This is a genomic window from Vibrio sp. SALL6, from assembly GCF_002002385.1.
GTDB classification, from domain to species: domain Bacteria; phylum Pseudomonadota; class Gammaproteobacteria; order Enterobacterales; family Vibrionaceae; genus Vibrio; species Vibrio parahaemolyticus.
The window spans coordinates 403,341-428,690 of the sequence record NZ_MQVK01000008.1 but is presented as its reverse complement, the minus strand read 5'-3'; the positions used below and the strand labels follow the sequence as shown (position 1 = coordinate 428,690).

Here is a 25,350-nt window from a genome sequence, read left to right as displayed (position 1 = left end):
ATGGCTGAATTTATTCTGCTCCAGCTGCCTGATTGTCAGCATTGCTGTAAATAAGCAGTGGTTCTGACTCACCATTGATGACGGATTCATCAATCACGACTTTACTTACATCTGTCGCAGATGGCAGTTCGTACATGGTTTCAAGCAGAACACTTTCCAGAATTGAACGCAAACCACGAGCACCTGTCTTACGTTCCATTGCTTTCTTCGCGATAGCACGAAGGGCATCTTCACGGAATTCAAGCTCTGCGTTTTCTAGCTCAAACAATGCTGCGTACTGCTTGGTCAGTGCGTTTTTCGGTTCACATAGGATCTGAATCAACGCTTCTTCATCAAGCTCTGTCAGTGTTGTTGTCACAGGAAGACGACCAATGAATTCTGGAATCAAACCATACTTCACTAGATCTTCTGGCTCAACCTGAGTAAACAGTTCGCCGACGGTTTTGGTTTCGTTCTTCGAGCGCACTTCTGCACCAAAGCCGATACCAGTACCCGTAGCTACACGCTGTTCGATAACTTTATCTAAACCAGCAAATGCACCACCACAGATGAACAGGATCTTAGACGTGTCCACTTGCAGGAATTCTTGCTGTGGATGCTTACGACCACCTTGAGGTGGAACTGAAGCAACCGTACCTTCGATAAGTTTCAATAGCGCTTGCTGAACACCCTCACCAGATACGTCACGCGTAATTGATGGGTTTTCAGCTTTGCGAGAAATTTTGTCAATTTCGTCAATGTAAACAATGCCGCGTTCAGCCTTCGCTACATCATAATCACATTTTTGCAGAAGCTTTTGGATGATGTTTTCAACGTCTTCACCCACATAACCAGCTTCGGTTAGTGTGGTTGCGTCTGCCATTGTGAATGGCACATCCAAGAATCGAGCTAGCGTCTCAGCAAGCAGCGTTTTACCACTACCTGTAGGACCAATTAGAAGGATGTTACTTTTACCAAGCTCCACACCTTCGCTCGTTGTATCACCATTGCGTAAACGCTTGTAGTGGTTATATACCGCAACTGCGAGCACTTTTTTCGCGTAATCTTGTCCGATCACATAGTCGTCAAGGTGTTCACGGATCTGTTTTGGCGTTGGTAACGCTTCAGATTCTTTCTTAGGGAGAACATCCTTGATTTCTTCGCGAATAATATCGTTACATAGGTCGACACACTCGTCGCAAATGTAAACTGACGGACCTGCGATTAGCTTGCGAACTTCGTGCTGACTTTTGCCGCAGAAAGAACAGTACAGCAATTTACCGCTGCCACTTTCTTTGCTTTTATCTGTCATTCGCTAACCTCTTAGCCTTTACTCTTCATGAATGAGTGTATATCAATTTTTGCCAAAATGCGCTGGCTAAATTACGCGCCGCGATGGCTCAACACTGCATCCACGATACCGTATTCCACAGCCTGCTCTGCTGACATGAAGTTGTCACGATCGGTATCGCGTTCAATCACTTCAAGAGGCTGGCCAGTATGTTCTGCTAACAGGTTGTTTAGCTTCTGTTTAATGGTCAGGATTTCCTGAGCATGGATTTGGATATCAGAAGCTTGACCCTGGAAACCACCTAGTGGTTGGTGGATCATCACACGTGAGTTAGGAAGAACGTAACGTTTACCAGCAGCACCACCTGCAAGCAGGAATGCGCCCATAGAACAAGCTTGACCCATACATACAGTGCTTACATTGGGTTTAATAAACTGCATTGTGTCGTAAATTGACATACCTGCAGTTACGCTGCCGCCTGGAGAGTTGATGTATAGGAAAATGTCTTTATCTGGATTTTCAGATTCTAGGAAAAGTAGCTGAGCCACGACAAGGTTTGCCATGTGGTCTTCCACTTGACCAGTTAAAAAAATCACGCGCTCTTTAAGTAGACGTGAGTAGATGTCGTAAGAACGCTCGCCTCGGGAAGTTTGCTCAACCACCATTGGTACTAGTGCGTCCATAATTGGCGACATTGCATTTTTTTCTTGGTAGCTCATATTCTTATGTCCCTAAAATAAATGGCCCGGATGATGACTATCATACGGACCATTGTTAGCAGAATAGTTAACGTTAAGTCAACCTTCTACGCAAGATATTGCTTATTAAGCAGCAGGTTGTTGGTTAAGTAGCTCGTTGAAGCCTACTTCTTTCTCAGTAACCTGTGCTTTAGCGATGATCGCGTCGATTGCTTGCTCTTCTAGAGCTACGTTACGCATGTTGTTCATCATTTGCTCGTTTTGCTCGTAGTAAGCAATAACTTCTGATGGATCTTCGTATGCAGTAGCCATTTCTTCGATTAGAGCTTTAACTTTCTCGTCGTCCGCTTTTAGCTCTTCAGACTTGATTACTTCACCTAGTAGAAGACCAACAACTACGCGACGCTTAGCTTGTTCTTCGAACAGTTCACGTGGAAGCTGTGCAGCTGCTTCTGGGTTACCACCGAAGCGTTGTGCCGCTTGTTGACGTAGAACGTGGATCTCTTGCTCGATAAGTGCAGCAGGAACGTCGATTTCGTTTTCTTTAACTAGACCTTCGATTGCTTGCTCTTTGATGCGAGTCTTAACAGCTTGCTTAAGTTCGCGTTCCATGTTCTTACGTACTTCAGCTTTAAGTGCGTCTACACCGCCTTCAGCAACACCGAACTTAGCAACGAATTCGTCGTTTAGTTCTGGAAGTTCACGAGCTTCAACTTTGTTCACTTTGATTGCAAACTTAGCCGCTTTACCTTTTAGGTTTTCAGCGTGGTAATCTTCTGGGAAAGTTACGTCGATGTCGAATTCCATACCAGCAGTTTTACCTGCAATACCGTCTTCGAAACCAGGGATCATGCGACCAGCGCCCATTTCTAGTGGGAAGTTCTCTGCTTTACCGCCTTCAAACTCTTCGCCGTCGATAGAACCAACGAAATCGATGCTTACGCGTTTGCCAGCTTCTGCTGCTTCTTCAACTTCAACCCAAGTTGCTTGTTGCTTACGTAGAGTTTCGATCATCTCTTCTACGTCTGCTTCTTTAACTTCAGTTAGAGGCTTCTCAACAGTGATGTTTTCTAGGCCTTTTAGTTCAACTTCTGGGTAAACTTCAAAAGTTGCTGTGAAAACTAGGTCTGCACCTTCTTTGTTTTCTACAGGAGCGAAAGTTGGAGCGCCAGCTGGGTTGATTTTCTCTTTTACGATCGCTTCGATGAAGTGACGTTGCATAACTTCACCAAGAACGTCTTGACGTACTGCTTTGCCGTACATCTTAGCAACCATTTTTAGAGGCACTTTACCCTTACGGAAACCATCGAAACGACGGTTTTTAGCGATGTTGCGTAGTTCAGCTGTTACAGCATCTTCGATGTTTGCAGCTGGAACAGTAATGTTTAGACGGCGCTCTAGGCCCTCTAGCGTTTCAACAGTAACTTGCATTATTTATAAACCTCTAAAGTGGCTCGGTTATCCGAGCGTATGAGCGTAACTCTTTAAGTTAACGCTTCATCCTTGTGTAGTGTTCTGTCCGAACACCTAATTTAAAATCGAGTATTGATGCTGATTCTCAGCACCAGACTAATCAGTGATATCTTCGACAGAAATATCAAAGGTATCTCCTATTAGCCTCAGGACAGAATTTTTAGACGCGACATTCTAGCGATCTGTCGCAACCCTGTCGAGCCAATAGCCACTATGTGGACATTGTCTGCGCTAAATTCTCGAAAGCTGACTCATTTTTTTGCCAAAAATGGGATTAAAACACCCAATGAGCGCGTCAGCATATCTAGAATGGGGACAATAGCGACTTTTTCAAGAGAATCGACTGCTTTTTTTATTGAAAAGCGTAAAAAGAGATCTTGCTCTTGTTTTACTCCACAGAGTTGAAAACTAAATCCCCCATCATCCCTACAACCCATTAACATTTCTAAAGGCATAAAAAGGACGTGTAATAGGAATGCAAGGATGTCTCAACGAAATCGTATTTTACTGATTTTTTTCGCCTTATATTTCCTGTGCGCCATTGTGGGCGGGCGCTGGGTGTGGCAACACAGCTATCAATCTTTGCTAGATAAACACCAATCACAGCTCGAACAATTTTCTAGCCACATCAAAAATAAGCTCGATAAATACGCCCATATACCCAATCTTTTAGCCAAAGATGATCCTCTTTTTGAAGCTCTACTGAATCCTTCAAATAGCGCTCAACTCGAAATCACCAATCGCTATCTAGAATCGGTGAACAACGTTATTGAAGCGGCAGATACTTATTTGATTGATCAATGGGGCACGACCATTGCAGCAAGTAACTGGCGTAAAAAGCGCTCTTTTATTGGACGCAACTTTGCTTTTAGACCTTACTTTAAACAAGCCATCAGCGGTGAAAGCAGCCAATATTACGCTCTGGGCTCAACATCCGGCCAACGTGGCTATTACTACTCATATCCAATAATTTATGCTGGCGGCGTGTTGGGCATCGTGGTCGTAAAAATGGATTTGAGTAAAATTGAAGATAACTGGCAACAACCTGACAGCGTGTTCGTGGCCAGCGACCCTCACAATATTGTCTTTATGAGCAGCCGGCAGGATTGGCTATTCAAAAGCCTACAACCGTTAAGTGATGCAGATAAAAAGCAAGTTTGGACGAGTAGACAATATCTCGACACACCGATTCCGACATTGGGCTTTGTCGGCAACTTGAATGCACCAAATTCTGAACTGAAACAAGGCTACCCCTACAATAAAGGGACACTGGTTGTCTCTTCACTGCCTTTACCTGAGTTAAAGCTAACGATTCGTGTGCTTTCGCCAAAACAATCCATCGTTTGGGTTACGATGGGCTATATCGTTGTGCTTACGTTGGCCTTTACGGTTTTGTTCTTGATTGGCCAGTTGATTTATCACCGCCAACAACGTCATTTGCAGTTAGAACGAATCCAACAAGAAGCGAATCAGAAGTTAGAATTTCAAGTCATGGCGAGAACAGCAGAGTTACAGGCTGAAATTGCGCAGCGAACCGAAACGGAGCAAACACTGCGTTTGACCCAAGATGAGTTGATTCAAGCGGCTAAGCTGGCAGTTCTCGGTCAAATGTCAGCGAGCATCAGCCATGAGCTGAATAATCCGTTGGCAGCCATTCGTAGCTTTGCTGAGAATGGAAAATTGTTCCTTCAGAAAGAAAAGTATGATCGAGTGGAAGATAATCTCACTCGCATTTCAGCCCTCACAGACAGAATGGCAAACATCAGCCAGCAATTGCGTTCGTTTGCCAAAAAGGCCAGCGGCAATGAGCTTACCCAAACACGCCTGTTGCCCGTGATAGCCTCATCAAAAGAGCTCATGAAACCCGCTTTTAAATCTGCTCGTGTTCTACTTGCTACCGAACTTCCTACTGACGACATCGGGGTTCAAATCAATACAATTCAATTGGAGCAAGTTCTGGTTAACTTGCTGACAAACGCAATTGAAGCCGTAAAAGAACAACAAGATAAACAAGTGTGGTTGCTCGTTGAAACGGATACGGATGAAAACAAAGTGATGATTCATGTCGATGACAATGGCCCTGGGCTTGGTTCGCACACACTGTCCGAACTTTGCGAACCGTTTTTAACAACTAAAAAGAATGGATTGGGATTAGGACTTTCTATATCTCAGCAAATATTGGCTGGCATGAACGGCAGCTTGAGTGCTCACAACCGAGCCCAAGGTGGCGCTCGATTCTCATTGTGTTTACCAATATGCCAACGCACCGAACAATCAGAAGGATAAGATAATGTGTCAGGTGTTTTTTATTGATGATGAAGCCGACCTTCGATTAGCAATAGAACAAACGTTTGAGCTAGCCGATATCGAAGCGACTTTTTTTTCCGATGCGGAGTCCGCCTTGTTAGCCATGAAACAAAGCGACGAAGCTGGCGTAATTGTGACCGACATTTGTTTACCCGGTATTTCAGGCATGGACCTGTTAACCACGTTAGTTCAACGCGACCCAAACCTGCCAGTCATCATGATTACAGGCCATGGTGACATCTCAATGGCCGTAAATGCGTTACACCAAGGGGCCTACGATTTTATAGAGAAACCTTTTGCGCCAGAACACTTGGTTGAAACCGTAAAACGCGCCATTGAAAGACGCCAACTGACGAACGAAAATGAGAAACTTCGTCAATCACTCAAAGCGAGCCAAACGCTTGGTCCCCGAATCATCGGTGAAACCACCAGCATCCAAACGCTGCGAGAAACCATCACCCACATTGCTGATACAGATGCCGATATTCTGCTGTTTGGCGAAACAGGTACAGGTAAAGAGCTTATCGCCCGCTCACTGCACGAACAAAGTTCTCGTAGAAACAATAACTTTGTGGCGGTGAACTGTGGCGCGGTGCCAGAAAACTTAATTGAAAGCGAACTCTATGGTCACGAAAAAGGCGCATTTACTGGTGCAGACAGTCGGCGTATTGGTAAGTTTGAATTTGCGCAGGGCGGCACACTCTTCTTAGATGAAATCGAATCGATGCCAATTCAGGCACAAATTCGTTTGTTGCGCGTCCTGCAAGAGCGCGTGATTGAACGCGTTGGCTCAAACGAACTTTTACCTCTCGACATTCGCGTTGTCGCGGCAACGAAAGTGGATCTTAAACGTGCGGCGGAACAAGGTACATTTCGTCAAGACCTCTACTACCGCCTCAACGTGGTTACGCTAGATTTGCCTCCCTTACGTGAACGCAAGGAAGACATCCCTGCCCTTTTCCACCATTTTCTTTTAGTCGCGGCGTCACGCTATGGTAAAAGTTCGCCAAGCCTTTCAGCACAAGATTTGGCTCAGCTAATGGCTCACGATTGGCCGGGAAATGTCCGAGAACTGCGCAATGCAGCAGAGCGTTTCGTTTTATTAGGTAAACTCATCCAATTAGGTGAACCAAGTTCCATCCCCGCCTCAACCAGTAGCCTTGCAGAGCAAGTGGCGGAGTTTGAAAAGGCAGCGATAGAAAATGCGCTACTGGAAAACAATGGCAGCATCAAACAAACGATGGAACAGTTGAATGTGCCTCGAAAAACGCTGTATGACAAAATGCAACGCTATCAGATAGATAAAGAGCTCTATAAATAAAACCGGTTCGCACGATTGGTATTATATCCAACTTGAATCATAATTTTGCTAAGGCAATTATTGGGCTCATATGGATATGAATGAAAAAGTGAGGATACCGATCATTACCGATACAGTGATGGTAGACGGCCAGTATCAAGAAGAAAGACGCTCCGGTGAAGACCGACGTAAAAACAAAAAGAAGTGGCACGGCTATGAGCGCAGAGTCCATCCCGATCCGAGAAAACAAGATTTTAAATCCATAGACGAAGAGGTGTGATAGCTCACACCTCTTTTTGGTTGCGTGAATGTAATTCGGAAAATGTGTTATTTAGTGATTATTTCTGGCCCCATCAAGGTCGTAGGTAACCAAGTTGATACCCAAGGTACATAAGTCACAATTATCAAGAACAAGAACATGACGCCCACCCATGGCAATGCCGCTTTTACAACATTCATCATCGACATTCTTGCCACCCCAGCCGTTACAAACAGATTCAACCCGACTGGTGGCGTTATCATGCCGATTTCCATGTTCACCACCATCATGATACCGAGGTGAATTGGGTCGATGCCCAGCGCAATGGCAATTGGGAACACCAAAGGAGCAACGATGATCAATAAGCCCGAAGGCTCCATAAACTGACCACCGATCAGGAGCAACAAGTTTACAACTATCAAGAACGTAATTGGCCCAAGCCCCGCAGACAGCATCGATTCCGTGATCATCTGAGGGATACGTTCTTCAGTCAGTACGTGTTTTAAGATCAGTGCATTAGCAATGATAAACAGCAGCATGATGGTAAGCTTGCCTGCTTCATACAAGGTATGCTTAGTGTCTTCATGCACAAAGGTCTGAATCACTTTGACGATCGCTGGTTTGGTGTTTTGCTTATCAGCAAATGGTCCCATGTCTTTATATATAAAGTTCGCGATCAAGAATGAGTACACCGCCGCAACTGCCGCAGCCTCTGTTGGTGTGAAAATGCCGCCATAGATACCGCCAAGGATGATCACCACCAGCAACAAGCCCCAACTCGCATCTTTGGCTGCATCAAACGTTTCTTTCCATCCCACGAATGGTTGCTTAGGTAGATTCTTAATCCTCGCCGCAATGTAGATAGCGATCATCAACATCACGCCAGCCAGCAAGCCCGGGATCACACCCCCAAGGAACATACGCCCGACTGACACATCGGTCGCAGCCGCATACACCACCATCACGATCGATGGCGGAATCAAGATCCCCAAAGTACCTGCGTTACAGATAACACCCGCAGCAAACTCTTTCGAGTAACCGTTTTTGATCATCCCCGCAATGACGATACTACCGATAGCGACCACGGTTGCTGGTGAAGATCCGGACAGTGCTGCAAACATCATACATGCCACAACGGAAGCCATGGCGAGACCACCACGGAACCAACCGACGATGGCAATCGCAAATCGGATGATTCGCTTTGCAACGCCACCTGTCGACATAAAACTTGAGGCCAAAATGAAGAAAGGTATCGCCAACAATGTGTAGTGACCAGCAAAGGCATTAAACAGCGTTTGAGCAACTGACGCCAAAGAGGCATCGGAATGCAGCATTAAGAAAAGAACACTGGAAAGACCCAGAGAAATTGCGATTGGCACACCAATGAGCATGAAGCCAATCACCATTAAAAACAGTAGTAAAATATCCATGGCTTAGCGCTCCTTGTGCTCAGAATCGCTCGAGGAACGAGGAGTCATGGCATCGCCAGCTTCACTCATTTCTTCTTTTAAGGCTTCCAGTTCTTCCTCAGCCTCATGACCTGCAATCAAGCGATCCAGCTTGCCTGTAGCGATCTGCCAAGTGACTTGTAAAAAACGGAAAGTGAGCATCGCCATACCAAGCGGCAAAGCGAAATAAGGAATAAAGCGTGGCAGTTTTTCGTAGCGCTCGCCTTCATTAAGCCAATCCGCTAAGAACTGTAAAAACTCAGGCATTGGGATATCGTCGGTTTCATACCATGCGCGCTCTGTCGCAAAGGGATACCAATAATTCCAAGCACCAATCAAAAGCAGAATCGAAAAGGTTAGACAGCAAGCCGCTGCGACTAGCGCAAGGAATTTACGGCGCCCTTCAGGCACGATATTGATGATGACATCCACGCCAATGTGAAAGTGTTTTTTCACACCGTACGAAGCGCCAACTAAAACCATCCACGCGAACATGAATACGGTGAGCTCTAACGCCCAGAGAATATTATCGTTAAAGACATAGCGAAAAATGACATTAGCAAACGTCAGCAATGTCATCGCACCTAAGAAGAAAGCAATCAAGGTTTCTTCAATGGCATCGGTGATTCGTCCAGCCTTGGCAAAAAAAGTCGGTTCCATAATTACATCACGTCATCAGTAAAGGGAAAAAGCCCTCATCCTCAGCTCGGCTTAGAGAGAGTCCGAGGGCGAATGGATATCGTTTTTGTTATTGTTGGTTTGAAGCCAAAGCCGCTTCAATCAGGTCAGAACCAATGTCTTTCTCAAACTTTTTCCACACTGGTTGCAGAGCCGTCACCCACTCTTGACGCTGCTCTGGCGTTAGCGTACGAACCACACCACCCGCTTCGATGATGTTGTTTTTATTCGCCAAGTTCACTTTGGTCGATTCCGCGTTACGCTCAACAGTCACTTCTTGAATGATGGTATTGAGCTGTTCACGCTGATCTTCTGGTAGCTTCTGCCAAAAATCGTTCGATGTCACAACGAGGTAATCCAAAATACCGTGGTTGGTTTCCGTGATGCCATCTTGAACTTCGAAGAACTTCTTACCGTAGATGTTTGACCAAGTGTTCTCTTGACCATCGATAACCTTCGTTTGTAGACCGCCGTAAACTTCTTTGAAGGACATTTTTTGAGGGTTTGCGCCAAGTTGCTCGAACTGGGCAACAAGAACGTCAGAAGCTTGAACGCGGAACTTAAGTCCTTTCGCATCGCTTGGCACCATCAGAGGTTTATTGGCAGACATTTGCTTCATACCGTTGTGCCAGAACGCAATGCCTTGTAGACCACGACGTTTCATTGAGTTTTTCAGCTTCTCTCCCGCTTCAGAGTTTTGGAAGCGGTCAACAGCAGCGACATCATCAAACAAGAAAGGCAGATCGAAAAGGCGATACTTCTTGGTGAATTTCTCAAACTTAGAAAGAGAAGGAGCAGCGAGTTGAACATCACCATTTAGAAGAGCTTCCAACACTTTGTCATCATCGTAAAGCGTTGAGTTTGGAAACACCTGCATGCACACTTTTCCGTTCATTTCTTCGTTGACACGTTTTTCAAGCAACGAAGCAGCAATGCCTTTTGGGTGTTTGTCCGCATTAGTCACGTGGCTGAATTTGATGACCGTTTCACCTGGGTCACAATTCGCAGCGGCATTAAAACTGGTAACAGCAAGAGCAGAGACAGATAGTAGGGTTAGAGGCTTTAACATTATTATTCTCCTTGATAAATCACATCCCATCCCGTCCATGAAGTTAAGGTGATGGGTACGGATGTTCATCAAAGAGCAATTAACAGACCAACTATTTTTTTATTTAAAATCAATCCATTAAAATATTAAAGTTGACAAGCGAGAGCCAAAAGGAGGGAAATCCACCCACAAACCTAAAGGATATGGGTGGGAAATGACCCATTTATGAGGAGCAGCTGATCTCCATCTTTTTCCCCCACTCTGGCGGCAGTTTGGCATACGCTTCAAACTCTGGTTGCGAATCGTATGGATGGCGAAGTATCTCAGCAAGACGGTGAACTTCGCTGAAATCACCTTCCTCAGCTTTATCGATAGCCAATTGCGCAAGGTAGTTGCGAAGAATGTATTTCGGGTTGGCTTGGCGCATCTGTTCACAACGCTGCTCGGCTGAAATCAGCTCACCAATTTCATCTACCTCCAGCTCACATCGAGCCAAATACAAATCAAGCCACGCTTGGGCGGCTTCCCGGTCAATAAACAAATCGATGACCTCTTGCGCTGGCTGTTTATCGAGGTTGGACAACGCTCTAAAGAATCGCGTGTAGTCGGTATGATTCTGATTAAGCAGTTCAAACATCGACTCAAACAAACGTCCGTCTTCTGCAATTTTTGTTTTCAAACCCAGCTTGCTGCGCATCAAGCAGCTAAACTGCTGGCTTAAGCGCCCTTCAAATTGGCTCAGTGCCTGTTCTAAATCTTCTCGTTCGACGAGCGGTGATAAGGCATGTGCCAAAGCAGAAAGATTCCACAGGGCAATTCGCGGTTGCTGCTCGAACGCATAACGCCCCTGATAATCAGAATGGTTACAAATGTACCCCGGTTCATAATCGTCGAGAAAACCAAATGGCCCGTAATCAAAGGTTTGCCCGAGAATTGACATGTTATCGGTGTTCATCACGCCATGAGCAAACCCATACGCTTGCCAGTAAGCAATCATGTCTGCTGTTTTTTGAACAATTTCACCAAACATTGCAGCGTATGGCTTCTCTGCCGACGCACAATCAGCAAAGTGCCACTCGATGACTTTGTCCGCCAGCAACTTTTGCTCTGCCAATTGATTGGTATAGAAAAGGTGCTCGAAATGGCCAAAACGCACGTGGGTCTCCGCCATACGAATCAACATTGCGCCGAATTCTGTTTTCTCGCGATAAACAGGCGTGTCACTGACCATCATGCCAAGAGCACGAGTCGTCGGGATCCCAAGCCCCGCCATGGCTTCGCTACATAGATACTCACGAATGGTTGAGCGCAACACTGCCCTGCCGTCCCCCATTCGCGAGTAGGGTGTTAGCCCCGCGCCTTTAAGGTGAATATCAAACCAAGTGCCATTTTGATGCTCAATTTCCGCCAACAGCAATCCACGTCCATCGCCCAAGTCTGGGTTGTAGACGCCGAACTGATGCCCTGCGTATTTCATCGCCAGAGGACGAAACGGTTCGAATTCGCTTTGCCCAGAAAAAACCGCCAATAGCTCATCGTTTTGCTCTGCTGGTAAACCAAACTGCTGCGCAAACTCACCATTCCAAGCAACCCAGCGAGTATTATCCAAGGGTTGTGGCTCAACCAAAGTATAGAAAGCTGACGGTAATTGACTAAATCGATGGGTGAAACTGACCCGTTGCCAAATGGACATGTGGGGTTCCTTAATAAAAAGAAGTACTGTTGTCAGTATACGTGTGAACGTCACTGTCATTCAGCCATGAAATGGGCATGGGTATTTTGCGTGAATAACGCGAAGACGGCAGGAAAGGTATTCACCCGCTACATACCACCTCACAAACGGAGATGGTATGTAAAAACGATCAAATTGATTAAGCGGAAAATTCTTCACCCGTTTTTGGTGGCGCTGGTGGCGTATCAAAACGAGCGCGTTCGATATCCACTACCGTTTTATAGCTCAACGATAACAATGCCAGCTGGTACGCGCCGAAAATACCATAGGCCACACCAACAAAACTCAGCATGAAGAAATTCGTAAAGTGGCTAAAGATAAGCTGACTGAGCAAGCCGGCACCTAATGGAATTAATCCCATCAAAATGAATACTTGCTTGTTGTATGGTCTGCTTTGGTTCCATGAACGACGCAAACTGCGCGGCTGATGATCCATTGCGGTCGCAGGCAGCACAAACGACCAACGCGCCATGACCCAATAGCCAGGAATGCTTGCAATTGTTGTGATAAACGCCATGGCGACAAAGTCGGGTTCACCGCTTTCTGCAATGTAGATAAACGACAGCACAAAGATTGGGATACCAATGACGAGTATCATCATCAGTCCAAACAATATCCACCAGCCAATGAAACGAAATTCTCGGGCCGATAAACGAAACACATCCAACGCCGAGTGCATGTAATCGCCAACCAAATAAATCCGGTGCACACGCACAGCAGCCATCGCAGCAACAAGTGGGTATAAAACGATTGTGACGAAATAAAATCCCGTGATGTTTCCTTCTTGGACGCTCGCTTGATCTTGCCCCGTCATTTCAGGATACATAAACACAAAAATTGAGTGCACGATGATTAATGGAATACACGCAATGACAATTGCGAGTAGGTTCCTTCTGACCATCACTGCCGCTTCTCGGCATATTGCCGAAACAGAAAAGTCCTCGGTTGACATACAACATCCTTAATTTGTAAAAATCTGCCCCTAGGGTAACCGCAGAGTAGAAAAATCGCTTTAAAAATAATGAGAAACACATCTCATAAGATAATGAGAGCAAAGTCGAAATAAATAAGACACAAAAAATAAGCCACTCGATGCGAGTGGCTTATACCGTAAATTTAATACCGTTTTAGACGCGGCGTCGCCAGCCCAATACAGCGAGTAACATCAGAGCCCAATAAGAAACGCTGCCGCCACCCTCCGAGTTTTTAAACGTCGTTGTTTTCAAAGAAGCAACAACCGTCACGGTCACTTGCCCCGTTGCAGTAGCGCCTTTGCCATCCGAAACCGTGTACTGCAGCTTGATGCCGTCAGCCGGACTATCCGGTGCTTGAAAACGGATTTTTCCGTTCTCTACACTCGCGATTCCTACGCCCGTTAAGTTTTGTACACTTTGTACAACCAGTTTATCGCCGTTCACGTCCGAATCATTGCCCGCAGCATCAATCACAATGCTTTCACCGACGGCGACTGTCGCCGTATCCGCTAGCGTAATTGGAGCTGAGTTTTGCACGGTTAAATCGATGGTCGCACTGGAAGTTTCGTTACTTGGATCCTCAACCGTAAGACGGAATGTCAGAACCTCACCCGCTTTTGCACCTTGAGGCACCGTAAAGCTTGCGCTAACACTGGTTGCATTGCCAAGAGAAACTGAAGTGCCAGCCAACTGCTCCCATCGATAACTCAACACATCACCATCAGCATCCGTACTATTTAATGCAGACAACGTGACTCGCTGCCCAACCGTCATGTCTTGATTATCAACATTAATCACGGCCACTGGCACTTCGTTGCTGCCAAGCACTTCCACCTGAACATTCACGATTGAAGATGAGTAGGCACCATCAATCGACAACAAACGATATTGAAAACGATCCAAACCAACAAAGTTCATGTCAGGTTGGTACTGATTACCCGAAATGGTGCCATGTTCTGGTTGTTGAACGATGTCCACATTGAACTGATAACCAACGGCCATAAAGTCATTGTCCATCAAGTTCAACTCGATTGACTTGTTCTTATCGGTTTGCAATGAGTCTGCTTTTGCCTCAACGACATGACTCGCATCCACATTCAGCAGCGCGGCAAACGGCACGAAAGAGAAGCCTGTCTGATTCAAACCAAATGTGTACATGTCGCTATTGCTGCCTGTCCACATCACAGGTAAAGAGGATTTTTCTGATTTTAGAACACGACCGAAATCAAAGTTCGCTTCAAACTCACCGCCTTCCAATTCCACCACCAACAGATGCTGACCCGCACTTAGTTGGCTTGGCTGAGGGAATAAGATTCGTGATGATTTTTGGAAAGAACCTTGTTGTAGCAGTTCAGCGCTGTCTTGGTCTAACACCAAACGGTAACCCGCATTGCCTGAGAATGGGAATCGCCATACTCGGTAAGTCATGTCACTTTGAAGGCTGCTTCTTTGCGCGTACAGCTGAATACCATCCAGTTCTGTAGCGTTATTTAAATCTAGTGAAACCGCCAGCGTATTTGTGCTACTAGCAAACACATAACCTTGATAGAGAGAGTTCAGCCAAGCCGATTTGTTTGGCTCGCTCGCTTGCTCAAGGGAGAAACTGCCGCCATTCGTACCGCTAGCAATGTTAGAAATACGAACACCAGTTTCAAACCCAGCAATTGCTTGAAGTCCTGGATTAGAAGTGTCGGAAATCTCAGTGCCACCGTTAGGATACAAATCGCCGGCATCACTACTTCCATCATTTTCTAACTCATTCAGACCATCAGCCTGCATGATTTGAACTTGCATCGCGCCAACATCGTTAAAGCGGTTCTGGACGTTCACAGACGTCGCCAATACCCCTTCTGCCGCCAATGCTCGGTCGTAACCGCTAAAGGTACGGTTTTCCAAATACACGCGTGGGCCAAACTCTTTTAAGTATGGGTCGAGATACACCAATTTGACGTCGTCGTTATTCACGGAAATAGGCGTCGGGCTTTCATGAGTGATCGTTGGTACAACGAAACCAGCCGCGTGTTTGCTCCATGCGCTCATGTTAACGGGCGTATCACCTGAGTACGAATCACCCGGTTTCTTCGCCCATGAACCAGCACCCATCACGCCCCAAGAACCGATCGAAGCGTCACTGTTCCTTGCGTACAAGTCCGGCAAGCCAAGCATTAAGTGGCCAAGCTCATGTACGATCACACCCAACGTCGCTTGATGATCAACTTGGTAGTCAGCAAACACGCAGTAGTCAGTGATCTTTTTGCCATCTAGCGTGACATCATTGTGAGAGAATTTGTGTGGCCAGATAGCAGGACGGTCAAGGAATCCGGTTGAACGGTCGCCACCAGCAAAGATAAACATCACTGACAACTCTGAAGGTTCAACGGTTCCATCTTGGTTACTGTCGTAAGCAGAAAGATTGAAGTACGGATCCAGTTTTTGGTAGGCCTCTGTAAACACGGCGTTCAGCTTGGCCGTACATGTGGTGTCGCTAGAACTAGAGTGACAATTTGGGTGGCTTTGTGCCACGGACACATTGATCACACCATCATTCGCGGTGCCGTAACTCTCGATAGCTGGGACGACTTTGAATTTACCTTGAGAGTTTTTATCAAAGTAATCCACAACGCTTTGGCCATTCGTGTCGAAAACACGTTGCTCGAAATTGTGCACCATCGCTTGATCGTTAAAAGAAACCTGCACAACCAACAGAGGCTGCTGCTTCACGCTCGAGCTGCTCATCGCCTGATAACCTTGTGCCGTGCGCAATAAGTTTTGGCGAGCCATAGGTTCAATCGCTTTTAACGAAGACAGCTCCGGCTTAACTTGCACGTCAGGACGAAACTTCGCTGAATCAGGCGCATCACTGGATTGGGTTTTCTCAATACCAGTCGAGAGCAACTCAGGGGAGTCTGAATTACGCTGGATCTGAGCAAAAAACCAAACACCATCTTCCTGAATCAAGGCATTGCCTTGTTTGTCTTCAAACCAATGGAAATCAGCAGTTCCGCGTAAAATCGCCTCGCTATTGCTTCCGTCACTCAGCGTGATCGGATGCCAAATTGGCGATGGTGGTGTCGTTGCCATACTGTTTCCGGCAACAAGTGCAGTCAGCATGGTCAAGGCAAGGGTGTGGAATTTCAAAGTACGGCTCCATCTTTTCAATTCACCATGCGTAAAACGAACTCAGATACCCATCAATTTAATGAGCGGTTACCTGATGGTTATTTACGCATTAGATATAAATTAAGTGAATGAATGGTACAGAAATGAAAGGATAAGGGAATGCTGACAAGGGGATCAAAAAGAAAATTTGAGCAGAAGACCACGTTATTTATAAATGTTTGAGCGCCGATGACCAATCGGCGCTCAAAAAAGTCAAAATATCACTTTAAATTCAAAGCGTTATTTTACGTTCATTTTGCTTATTACTGACAAATCATCCAGTAAGAACCGTGTCTTCTGGGTACTTAATCAAGGTTGGTTCTGGTCTCGCCAACATATATGCGAGCGTCAAAGGCCCAATACGGCCAATAATCATCACGACGATCATGATGTACTTACCTGGTTCTGAAAGCTCCGCCGTCAAACCTGCAGTAAGCCCAACCGTTGCAAAAGCAGAAATCGTTTCGAACATCACTTTGTCAAAAGAAGCTTTCTCCGTCAGCATCAACAAAAACATCGCGGTGGTGAGAATTGCTCCGCTCACCACAATGATTGCCAGTGACTTCGTTACCGTTGGCCAGTTTACCGTTCTCTTAAACATCACCACGTGCTTCTTTTGACGCAAGAACGTCCACGTCGCCATAAACGCGACAGCAAAAGTAGACACCTTGATACCACCCCCCGTAGAGGTCGAACCCGCACCAATCAACATCAAAACGATCATGATGAGTAATGCCGGTTGCGTGAACTGCGTTAAATCAACACTGTTAAAACCCGCTGTCCGCGCACTGGCTGATTGGAAGAAAGCAGCCAACCATTGCCCGCCAGTAGTGAGCGACCCCATGGTGTTGGGGTTGTGACGTTCCAAAAGCCAAAACAGCACCGTTCCCACCAACAGCAGTAACGGCGTGGCAATCAACATGATTTTGGTGTGAATATGTAAGAAGTGGAAACCTTTACGCCAATGTCGCCAAACGTCACCAATCACAGTGAAACCCAAGCCGCCAAAGATAAACAGACCAGATAAGGTGAAACTCACTAACGGATCGTTGACAAAACTCATCATGCTGTCAGAAAAGAGAGCGAAGCCAGCATTGTTGAAAGCCGAAATAGAATGAAACAGCGCATAGAACATGCCCGTCTGCCACCCCATTTCTGGCACCCAACGATACGAGAGGAAGACAAAACCAATCGCCTCTGCCACCAGCGCAAATGTGACGATCTTTTTCACCAAACGACGCAGGTTGACTTGCCTTTCTTGGCCAAGTGCTTCTTTGGCTAACGCTTGCTGACGTAGACTCAAGCGCACCCCAAACATATAGAGCAGCACCGCAGATAAGGTCATTTGCCCTAAGCCGCCGATCTGCATCAAACACATCAGAAGAATTTTACCCGCGAGCGTAAAATGTTGGCCGGTATCGACCACACCCAACCCAGTCACACTGATGGCTGAAGTCGCGGTAAACAACGCGTCAGTAATAGACAGACCAGAAACCGAAAAAACCGGTAGCGTAAGCAGAACAGCAGAAGGCAATAACACTCCGAGAAAGCTCAGCAATATAATGCGCGGTTCGCCACCTTTCGCTTTATCTCGTTTGCCGTCTGGGACGTAAAAAACGCCTCTCTGATGAAATTGCGTCATAATGATTTCAGCTTGTTTGCCAACTTGTCTTGCGGGCCAACCACAATAATGAGATCGCCGATTTCAAGCGTGGTACTCATATCAGGCGCTTTGATGATTTCAGGGCCACGTTTAAAGCCCAACACTTGCACGCCTTCGACCTTGCACAGCGCCAAATCGCTTAACGTTTTACCCATCAAACGCGAGCCAACAACAAACTCTGTCATCGCTAATCCGCTGCCCAATGGATGAAATTCGAGTACGCGTTTATCCAGCATTTTGCGCGCCACACGAATGCCCATATCGCGCTCTGGCATGATGATGTGGTCTGCGCCAATTTTTTGCAGAACGCGAGCTTGGAATCGGTCGTTAGCTTTTACCCATACCGATTTTACACCCGCCTCTTTTGCTATCAGAGTAGCAAGAATACTGGCATTCACGTCTGCACCAATGGCAATCATCACCATGTCGTAATCATCGAGCTTGAGCTCTGCGACCGTTTCTTCATGAGTACAATTTGCCACAATGGCCTGACTCACAAAACCTGCGGCTTCTTTCACTCGATCTTCATTGATGTCGACCGCTAAGACTTGTGACCCAGAATCTTGTAATTCTTTACATACAGCCAAACCAAATCGGCCAAGACCAATAACAGCGAATTGCTTATCACCTGTTTTCATTCGTGCCTCATTTATGCATTCATTAGCAAGCGCGAAAGTCTGCGCCTATTCCTGCCCTTCTGCAAATATGAGGACAGAAATTTGACAAAACATTTACGCAGTTATTTGCATTTTGAGTGTTAAGCGTATGACACGATTTAACTTTTTTCCTCATCACGACCGACAAACCAGACAAAATCCATTGTATTTTCGACGGTTCTAAACGCAAAAAAGCCGCACGAATGCGGCTTTGCTTTCAATGTGTCAGCAGACTATTTTGAGTCACGTTGTTCAGAATGCTCACGACGCGGACGATTGTCTTGCGGTTTACGCTTATTCTTAGGTACGTAATTCAAAATCGAAATCGGCACGGGCTTTCTTGGAGCAAAACCTTCGATTTCAACACGCTCAAGCAAGTGGCCCAGACGGCTTTCAATCATGCACAGATTTTTGAAATCATCCTTCGATACCAAAGAGATCGCTTCACCTTGCGCGCCAGCACGGCCAGTACGCCCGATACGGTGTACGTACTCATCCGCAGGGAATGGCAAATCGTAGTTAATTACTACAGGTAAGTTGTCGATATCAATACCACGCGCGGCAACGCCAGTTGCAACCAGATACTGAATTTCACCCGCTTTGAACTTCTCAATCAGTTCCTGACGAACACGCTGATTGCGACCACTGTGGAACGCTTCAGCCACAATGCCGCGCTTCTCAAGCTGGCTAACCAATTTAGCCGCGCCGTGTTTTGTTTCAATAAAGATCAGCACTTGCGACCAGTCGTTTTCATTCAGCATGTGGCTCAAAAGCGATGACTTCATGTCTTTATCGACGGTGGTGATCCACTGCTTGATGTTCGACTTAGATGCGCTGTGTTTTGCAATCGTAATCTCTTCAGGATCAACAATCGCGTTTTTGGCCAAATCACGAACTGGGTTCGACAACGTAGCCGAGAACAGCAAGCTTTGAACATCTTCTGGCATGCAATCGATGATCTTATCGATCGAGTCGATAAAGCCCATATCAAGCATCTTATCGGCTTCGTCCAATACCAGCATTTCCACTTCATCAAAATGGATCGCACGCTGGCCGTATAAATCAATCAGACGTCCTGGTGTGCTCACCACAATATCTACGCCTTCAATCAGCGCTTGTTTCTGCGGCGCATATTCCACGCCACCAAACATCGCCATTGAGCGCAGTGGCAAGTTCTTCCCGTACGCTTCAATACTTTGATGCACTTGCAGAGCCAGTTCGCGCGTTGGCGTAAGAATGATGGCACGAGCGCGCTTTTTACGTTGCGTCTCACCTTGGCTGAGCTTTTCTAAGATTGGCAACACAAAGCTGGCGGTTTTACCCGTGCCTGTTTGCGCAGCCGCGATCAAGTTGCTGCCACGCAGCACAATTGGAATCGCTTTTTGTTGGATAGAAGTCGGTTTTTCGTAACCCAGCGCCGTTACGGCATCCGTAATTGGTGCGCTTAAACCAAGCTTAGAAAATGGCATAGAAACGTCTCTAAAGAGGAAATGGGCGCGTAGTTTATCAGAATCCCAGTCAAGTAACAGAATCATTCGTCTGGACGCGAAAACCACATTCAACAAATGAACTCTATCCTTTTAATAAGACATTCTGTTGGCATGACGCGTTGAATTATTCACAACCTCACGTTTCTCGCGTAAGAATCTCGTTATGCTGCTAACGTGTGCATTACTGGAAGGCTCCATGGACATTTTATTGCTTGTTGGATTGATCGCACTAAACGGCATTTTCGCTATGTCTGAGATTGCGTTAGTCGCGGCGAAAAGCGGCCGACTAAAAATGATGGCCGAAGACAACGCACCTGCTGCGCTCGCTTTAGAACTAAAAAACAACCCTACCCAGTTTCTTTCGACTATCCAAATCGGCATTACTGCCATCGGTCTACTCAGTGGCATTTTTGGTGAAGCGACGCTGTCCATTCCTTTTGAACACTGGCTCGTTGCCCAAGGGCTAGAGCGCGAAGTCGCCACCATTCTTGCGACTACCAGCGTTGTTATTTTGATCACTTACTTCGCGATCATCATCGGCGAGCTCGTACCAAAACGTTTTGCGCAAAACAACGCGGAAAGCATCGCAATTGTGGTCGCCTATCCGATTCATTGGTTAGCCAAACTTGCCAGACCTTTTGTGTTCTTACTTACCGTGTCGACAGATGCGTTACTTAAACTTCTGCGCCAAAACGAAAACCAAGGCGAAATCGTCACAGAAGAAGACATCTTTGCCGTCGTCAATGAAGGTTCGGAATCAGGAGCCATCGAACCGCAAGAACAACTGATGATCCGCAAGCTGCTGCACCTCAATGATCGTTTAGCCCTGTCTTTAATGACGCCGCGCTGCGACATCCATTTTTTGGACACCAACTTGCCGCTGGATGCGATTCTCAAACACCTACGTCAAACTCAACACTCAGTTTGGCCAGTGTGCAAAGGTGGTTTAGATAACATCATCGGTACCATCTCCTCAAAAGTATTGCTTGATGAGTACGACCACCTGTCTGTTTCGAGACTCGGTAAATTGCTCAAACATCCGCGCTTTGTACCGGAATCGATGAAAGGCTTGCCTCTACTGAACTACATGCAGCAAACCAGCGCAGAGATGGTATTTATTGTTGATGAATATGGCGACGTGCAAGGCTTAGTCACCTTATACGATTTGCTCAAGTCCATCGCTGGCGAATTAGGAATGGCACCAGAACAAATCTGGGCGAAGCAGCAAAAAGACGGCAGTTGGTTGATGGATGCGCTGATTCCTCTCAACGAACTCAAATACAAACTGGGATTGACCACAATTGAAGGCGAAGAGAGTGAAGGTTTTCAAACCCTCAATGGCTTTTTAACTTGGTGGCTAGGACGCCTTCCACATGCAGGAGAGTTGGTCGACTATGAGGGCTGGCAGTTTGAGGTGTTAAACGTCAAACATCACCGGATTGTGCAAGTTAAAGTGAGCCGAGAGACAGAGTCGGAAACAACCACCGACACCAACGATGGCGACGCTAACCCATAAAGTTAGGCTGCAAACCTTTCGCCAGCTTCTGCCTAACTTTATAAGAAACATCACTCAACGTAATGTTCCCTTTGTTGTGACGATCGATGCCTGCATTTTGTCGGTAAGCGATCGAACCTTGTTTGAACAGCACGTGTGAGGGTGACTTCCCGATTGCCGCGGGGTAGAGAATCGCCATGTAAACATCTTCCAACGAAGACATTCGGTGTCGATAAGGCCAAAAGTAAGCTTTCACATAATCGAGCTGTTCAACGGCGCTCATCATGGCGAGATGCTTAGTGCTCGTCCCCAAGTTTTTCGCGGTTGCGGGCATGAACTGAATCAGACCTGTCGCACCACTCCCAGAGCCGTTTCTAATGCTAGGGCTGAACGTTTCAGCCGTCTCAAAGGCCATACAAGCCATTAGATGATTCGGGTTGATTTCTAGCTCAGAGCAAATTTCGACCACTTTGCTTTTGAATACTGGGCTAACTCGCTGTCCCCACGCCAAAACATGCTCAGAAGGCTCTTGAAATGGCTCGGGAGAAAAAATACATCGATGGGAACGTTGAGGATAAAAAGGAAGCTTTTTAATGAGGCGCTGTTGCCTGCCCTTCAACTTGGAAGTAAAGGAAAACAGTACAGCTTTGAGTGGCTGCCGTTTTTTAAACTTTACTAATCTATACAGTCGCTTAGATACCTTTTTCACGACATAACCAAGTTGAGGGAACACTCCCAAAATGTAATCCATTTCCTACAAGTTTTATAGAAATATCAGCTACAACAAACATTTATGTGACTAAAGTCACCTTTAGAACAATTTCAACGTTCAATAACCCACCAAAAAATGAATAACCTTATTAAAATCAAGGCAATAAAAAGCCCCATCTATGAATCACAGATGGGGCTAATGAGATGTTTTTAATGGTTTTTCTGAGTAATTTAAAAACCTTCGCCACGCACTAACTCAGCCAGCGTCGACAAGCGTTGTTCACTTTGCTTAACGTATGGGTTCTCGGTATCCCACGCGTAACCAGCCAATATTGCACTGATCATCTGTTTAATACGTGGATTTGGAGCTTGGTAAAAAATCACGTCTTGAAGCGTGCCGTTGTACCATCCTTCCACATAAGTGCGGAACGTGTTGACACCAACCATCAAGCGTTCTGAGTACTCTTCTTGCCAATCAACCACTTCGCCGTTCAATTGACGCACAACGCAATCAGCAGCAAATTGAGCCGACTTCATCGCGATAGTGACACCCGATGAGAATACCGGATCCAAAAATTCGCCCGCGTTACCAAGCAGCGCGTAGTGTTCTGTGGCTAAGCGTTTGACGTTCGCTGAATAGCCACCCAACTCTCCTGCAGGATTTGGGTACTTCGCGTTTCGCAATAAAGATGCCAAACCCGGCTCTTCATTAGCCAACTGCTGCAAAGCTGCAAGCTTATCTTCAGGGTATTGCTCGAAAAACTCAGGCTCACCCACCACACCAAACGAACACGTACCATTCGAGAATGGAATGAGCCAGTACCATACGTCGTGATTTTCAGGATGGACTGAAATCAGAATTTTGTTGCGATCGTACTCTGGCTCTTGTGGTGAAATATGATCTTCGATATGCGTAAAGATCGCTTTTCTTGGTGGAAGGCAAGAAGGTTCTTCCAGATCCAGCAAACGCGGCAGCACTCGGCCAAAACCACTCGCATCCAAAACAAAATCGGCTTCGATTTGGTACGCCTGCTTATCCGGCCCAACCACTTCTAAGCGCGATTTTTTGCCTTCAAACGCCAAGCTAACCAGCTCATGCTGATAACGAATATCGACGCCCTGCTCTGCGGCGCTGTCAGCGAGCACTTTATCAAAGCTGGCGCGTTGAACCTGAAATGTGGTGCCTGGTCCTGCGGTAAATTTGTCAGTGAAATCAAAGTGGGTGTAGACCCCGTTACGACGGAACGCCGCACCATCTTTGAATTGGAAGCCATGCTGCTTCACCGCCTCTGTCATTCCGGCAAGTTCAACCACCTCCATACAAGCTGGAAGTAAGCTTTCGCCAATTGAGAAACGAGGGAACGTCGCTTTTTCGATCACGACAACATCAATACCACGAGATTTTAGCAACGCAGAAACGGTGGAACCCGAAGGACCTGCGCCAACGACGACAACTTGCTTGTGCTCTGTTTTCATTCTTTATACTAGCTTGCTTGGAGTTTTAATAAGGTATGTCCGAGGCCAATGTTGTCCGTTCTTTCCACAACAGAGAGACCTGCTGCTTCAACAATTTCTAGGAAATCATCACTACGGTAGAAACGGCTATTACCATTGGCTAGGCAGGTAAAGTAAAGCGAGGTGGCATTTAAGCTGTATGACGCACCCGCATATTTCTGCGCATCCCAAAACAGTTCGAGAACGTAAACGGTATCGCCCGCGCTCAACTGCGCCTTTACTTTCTTCAAAATATTTAAAATTTCAATTGGAGAGAAACAATCTAAGAACTGGCTCATCCACCAAATATCGGCATGATCAGGCAATGTTTGGGCTTTATCAAGCATATTGGCAGGATACGGATGCACGCGCTCGCTGAGCTGATTCTCTGCCACGTTAGACATTGCGACTTCCAATTGCTGCGGCAAATCAACAATGGTCACATGCACATCTTTATCGTAGTTGCAGCACTGCATTGCCCATTTACCCGTATTGCCACCGATATCGACAATATGTTTTGGCTCATTGGCAAACACTTCTTTAAGCAGCAATGGGAAAGAACGATCCGAATAGAAGTGATCAAACTTAAACCAGCTCTGCTTAGCTTGCTCAGGTAATGTCGACAACCCTTGATAGATGGTTTCCCAATCGCCCAGCTCTTTCAATCCAGCAGGTTTGCCGTCTTTGATTGCTTCAGTCAGGTGCATCATCGCGGCATAACAAACGTCGGCCGTGAAATCCATGTTTGCTTGGGTCATGCCATCGTACAACAAGTAGAACCCGAGGTTGGCCAGTGAGTAGTTAGGTTTTTCCCACAAAACAATGTGCGCACTTATCGCCATGTCTAGCAGCACTTTGACACCATATTCTGACACGCCTGTTTTTTCGGCGATATCAATGGCGCTCATGCCTTTTGAACCAGCGCTATCGAGCGCCGCTAATATACCCAAATCTCTGAGCGTTCTCGCGGTATGGAAAACGATAGGGGCAAAAGATAATTTTTGAGCTTCTGTTTTTGCTTCAAAAGCATTAAAAGGATCATTATTTTGATTTAACACGAAAAAACCTAACTGCATTTAATAATTTTTATTGCTGAGACTGAGTGCCCAACAACGCAAGTGCTCGTTGAATATCAACATTTAAATTGTTTACCCAACGATTGTAATTGCGGTGAATTTTGCCATCACTTGCTTTGAGATTTACTGAGTTGAGATAAATAATTGAATAATATTTGTTGTTGTATGGAATTTTTACTTCAGCAGAGTGTGTACGAACGTGAATTTTCGCAATTAATACACCCGGACTAACTTCTTCAATCGTCCAACCACGGTTAGTTGCGGATTGCACAATCGCCATTTTTACTTGTTTATTTTGAAGATCATACGCAACTGGAGTATCCTCCACACTCAATACAGGTTGTACACGTCCACAACCGACAAGAAGCAAAGTTAATAATAATGAGATGTACAGCTTAAAGCGCGACATAAGAATTTCC

21 protein-coding genes are annotated in these 25,350 nt (G+C 46.1%); 4 read left to right on the top strand and 17 right to left on the bottom strand.

The genetic code is table 11. The features are described 5' to 3' along the window. Positions 1–10: 10 nt before the first annotated feature. The 4 genes from clpX to BIW15_RS25060 all read right to left on the bottom strand — a co-directional run bounded on the left by clpX (position 11) and on the right by BIW15_RS25060 (position 3,878). A complete protein-coding gene (gene clpX, locus BIW15_RS06310; protein ID WP_005460618.1) occupies positions 11–1,291 on the bottom strand; it encodes an ATP-dependent protease ATP-binding subunit ClpX in 1,281 nt (426 codons plus the stop codon). A gap of 71 nt (positions 1,292–1,362) precedes the next feature. Further along, the gene (gene clpP, locus BIW15_RS06305) at positions 1,363–1,989 is read right to left on the bottom strand and encodes an ATP-dependent Clp endopeptidase proteolytic subunit ClpP (RefSeq protein ID WP_005460620.1); all 627 of its coding nucleotides are present in this window, start codon (positions 1,987–1,989) and stop codon (positions 1,363–1,365) included. Between the two features lie 105 nt (positions 1,990–2,094). After that, on the bottom strand, positions 2,095–3,399 hold the full coding sequence (tig, locus tag BIW15_RS06300; protein WP_005460612.1) for a trigger factor: 1,305 nt from the start codon (positions 3,397–3,399) through the stop codon (positions 2,095–2,097). Between the two features lie 293 nt (positions 3,400–3,692). Further along, positions 3,693–3,878, bottom strand: a complete 186-nt coding sequence (locus BIW15_RS25060) for a hypothetical protein (RefSeq protein WP_005482581.1) — start codon at positions 3,876–3,878, stop codon at positions 3,693–3,695. A gap of 46 nt (positions 3,879–3,924) precedes the next feature. Here BIW15_RS25060 and BIW15_RS06290 point away from each other — a divergent pair, with 46 nt between their 5' ends. The 3 genes from BIW15_RS06290 (at position 3,925) to BIW15_RS25055 (ending at position 7,328) form a co-directional block, all read left to right on the top strand. Continuing rightward, the gene (locus BIW15_RS06290; RefSeq protein ID WP_077280693.1) at positions 3,925–5,727 is read left to right on the top strand and encodes an ATP-binding protein; all 1,803 of its coding nucleotides are present in this window, start codon (positions 3,925–3,927) and stop codon (positions 5,725–5,727) included. 4 nt (positions 5,728–5,731) lie between these two features. Next, entirely contained in the window at positions 5,732–7,069 is a 1,338-nt protein-coding gene (locus tag BIW15_RS06285; RefSeq protein WP_005487712.1) for a sigma-54 dependent transcriptional regulator, read from the top strand. A 76-nt stretch (positions 7,070–7,145) separates the two neighbouring features. Beyond that, on the top strand, positions 7,146–7,328 hold the full coding sequence (locus tag BIW15_RS25055) for a hypothetical protein (protein ID WP_021451574.1): 183 nt from the start codon (positions 7,146–7,148) through the stop codon (positions 7,326–7,328). Positions 7,329–7,375: 47 nt separating this feature from the next. On the opposite strand, the gene BIW15_RS06275 is transcribed toward BIW15_RS25055, so the two are convergent. The 9 genes from BIW15_RS06275 to BIW15_RS06230 form a co-directional block, all read right to left on the bottom strand. Continuing rightward, a complete protein-coding gene (locus tag BIW15_RS06275; RefSeq protein ID WP_005479029.1) occupies positions 7,376–8,737 on the bottom strand; it encodes a TRAP transporter large permease in 1,362 nt (453 codons plus the stop codon). A gap of 3 nt (positions 8,738–8,740) precedes the next feature. Beyond that, positions 8,741–9,415: a TRAP transporter small permease gene (locus BIW15_RS06270; protein WP_025558003.1), complete on the bottom strand. Its 675-nt coding sequence runs from the start codon at positions 9,413–9,415 to the stop codon at positions 8,741–8,743. A gap of 88 nt (positions 9,416–9,503) precedes the next feature. Next, a complete protein-coding gene (locus tag BIW15_RS06265; protein WP_005479018.1) occupies positions 9,504–10,502 on the bottom strand; it encodes a TRAP transporter substrate-binding protein in 999 nt (332 codons plus the stop codon). A 202-nt stretch (positions 10,503–10,704) separates the two neighbouring features. Further along, the gene (locus tag BIW15_RS06260) at positions 10,705–12,174 is read right to left on the bottom strand and encodes a protein adenylyltransferase SelO (RefSeq protein WP_077280691.1); all 1,470 of its coding nucleotides are present in this window, start codon (positions 12,172–12,174) and stop codon (positions 10,705–10,707) included. A gap of 178 nt (positions 12,175–12,352) precedes the next feature. Then, complete coding sequence (locus BIW15_RS06255; RefSeq protein ID WP_020904057.1) at positions 12,353–13,165, bottom strand: hypothetical protein; 813 nt, start codon at positions 13,163–13,165, stop codon at positions 12,353–12,355. Between the two features lie 175 nt (positions 13,166–13,340). Further along, positions 13,341–16,325 carry a M6 family metalloprotease domain-containing protein gene (locus BIW15_RS06250; protein ID WP_179115233.1) on the bottom strand — a complete coding sequence of 995 codons (2,985 nt, stop codon included), beginning with the start codon at positions 16,323–16,325 and terminating at the stop codon, positions 13,341–13,343. Between the two features lie 295 nt (positions 16,326–16,620). After that, positions 16,621–17,988, bottom strand: coding sequence for a TrkH family potassium uptake protein (locus BIW15_RS06240; protein ID WP_071651880.1), 1,368 nt, complete (start codon positions 17,986–17,988; stop codon positions 16,621–16,623). Continuing rightward, entirely contained in the window at positions 17,985–18,647 is a 663-nt protein-coding gene (locus tag BIW15_RS06235) for a TrkA family potassium uptake protein (RefSeq protein ID WP_005460581.1), read from the bottom strand. Before BIW15_RS06235 ends, BIW15_RS06240 begins: the two co-directional genes overlap by 4 nt. 251 nt (positions 18,648–18,898) lie before the next feature. Further along, positions 18,899–20,134 (bottom strand): DEAD/DEAH box helicase, encoded by a 1,236-nt coding sequence (locus BIW15_RS06230; RefSeq protein WP_077280689.1) that lies wholly within the window; start codon positions 20,132–20,134, stop codon positions 18,899–18,901. Between the two features lie 184 nt (positions 20,135–20,318). Here BIW15_RS06230 and BIW15_RS06225 point away from each other — a divergent pair, with 184 nt between their 5' ends. Then, positions 20,319–21,671, top strand: coding sequence for a hemolysin family protein (locus BIW15_RS06225; RefSeq protein WP_031821851.1), 1,353 nt, complete (start codon positions 20,319–20,321; stop codon positions 21,669–21,671). On the opposite strand, the gene BIW15_RS06220 is transcribed toward BIW15_RS06225, so the two are convergent. The 4 genes from BIW15_RS06220 to BIW15_RS06205 all read right to left on the bottom strand — a co-directional run bounded on the left by BIW15_RS06220 (position 21,661) and on the right by BIW15_RS06205 (position 25,340). Further along, the gene (locus BIW15_RS06220) at positions 21,661–22,401 is read right to left on the bottom strand and encodes a transglycosylase SLT domain-containing protein (protein WP_077280688.1); all 741 of its coding nucleotides are present in this window, start codon (positions 22,399–22,401) and stop codon (positions 21,661–21,663) included. The genes BIW15_RS06225 and BIW15_RS06220 overlap by 11 nt on opposite strands. A gap of 191 nt (positions 22,402–22,592) precedes the next feature. Further along, entirely contained in the window at positions 22,593–23,837 is a 1,245-nt protein-coding gene (locus BIW15_RS06215; RefSeq protein WP_021453657.1) for an NAD(P)/FAD-dependent oxidoreductase, read from the bottom strand. 8 nt (positions 23,838–23,845) lie between these two features. Beyond that, positions 23,846–24,931 carry a methyltransferase gene (locus BIW15_RS06210; RefSeq protein ID WP_011105739.1) on the bottom strand — a complete coding sequence of 362 codons (1,086 nt, stop codon included), beginning with the start codon at positions 24,929–24,931 and terminating at the stop codon, positions 23,846–23,848. Positions 24,932–24,941: 10 nt separating this feature from the next. Then, on the bottom strand, positions 24,942–25,340 hold the full coding sequence (locus tag BIW15_RS06205; RefSeq protein ID WP_005460588.1) for a lipoprotein: 399 nt from the start codon (positions 25,338–25,340) through the stop codon (positions 24,942–24,944). Positions 25,341–25,350: the final 10 nt, after the last annotated feature.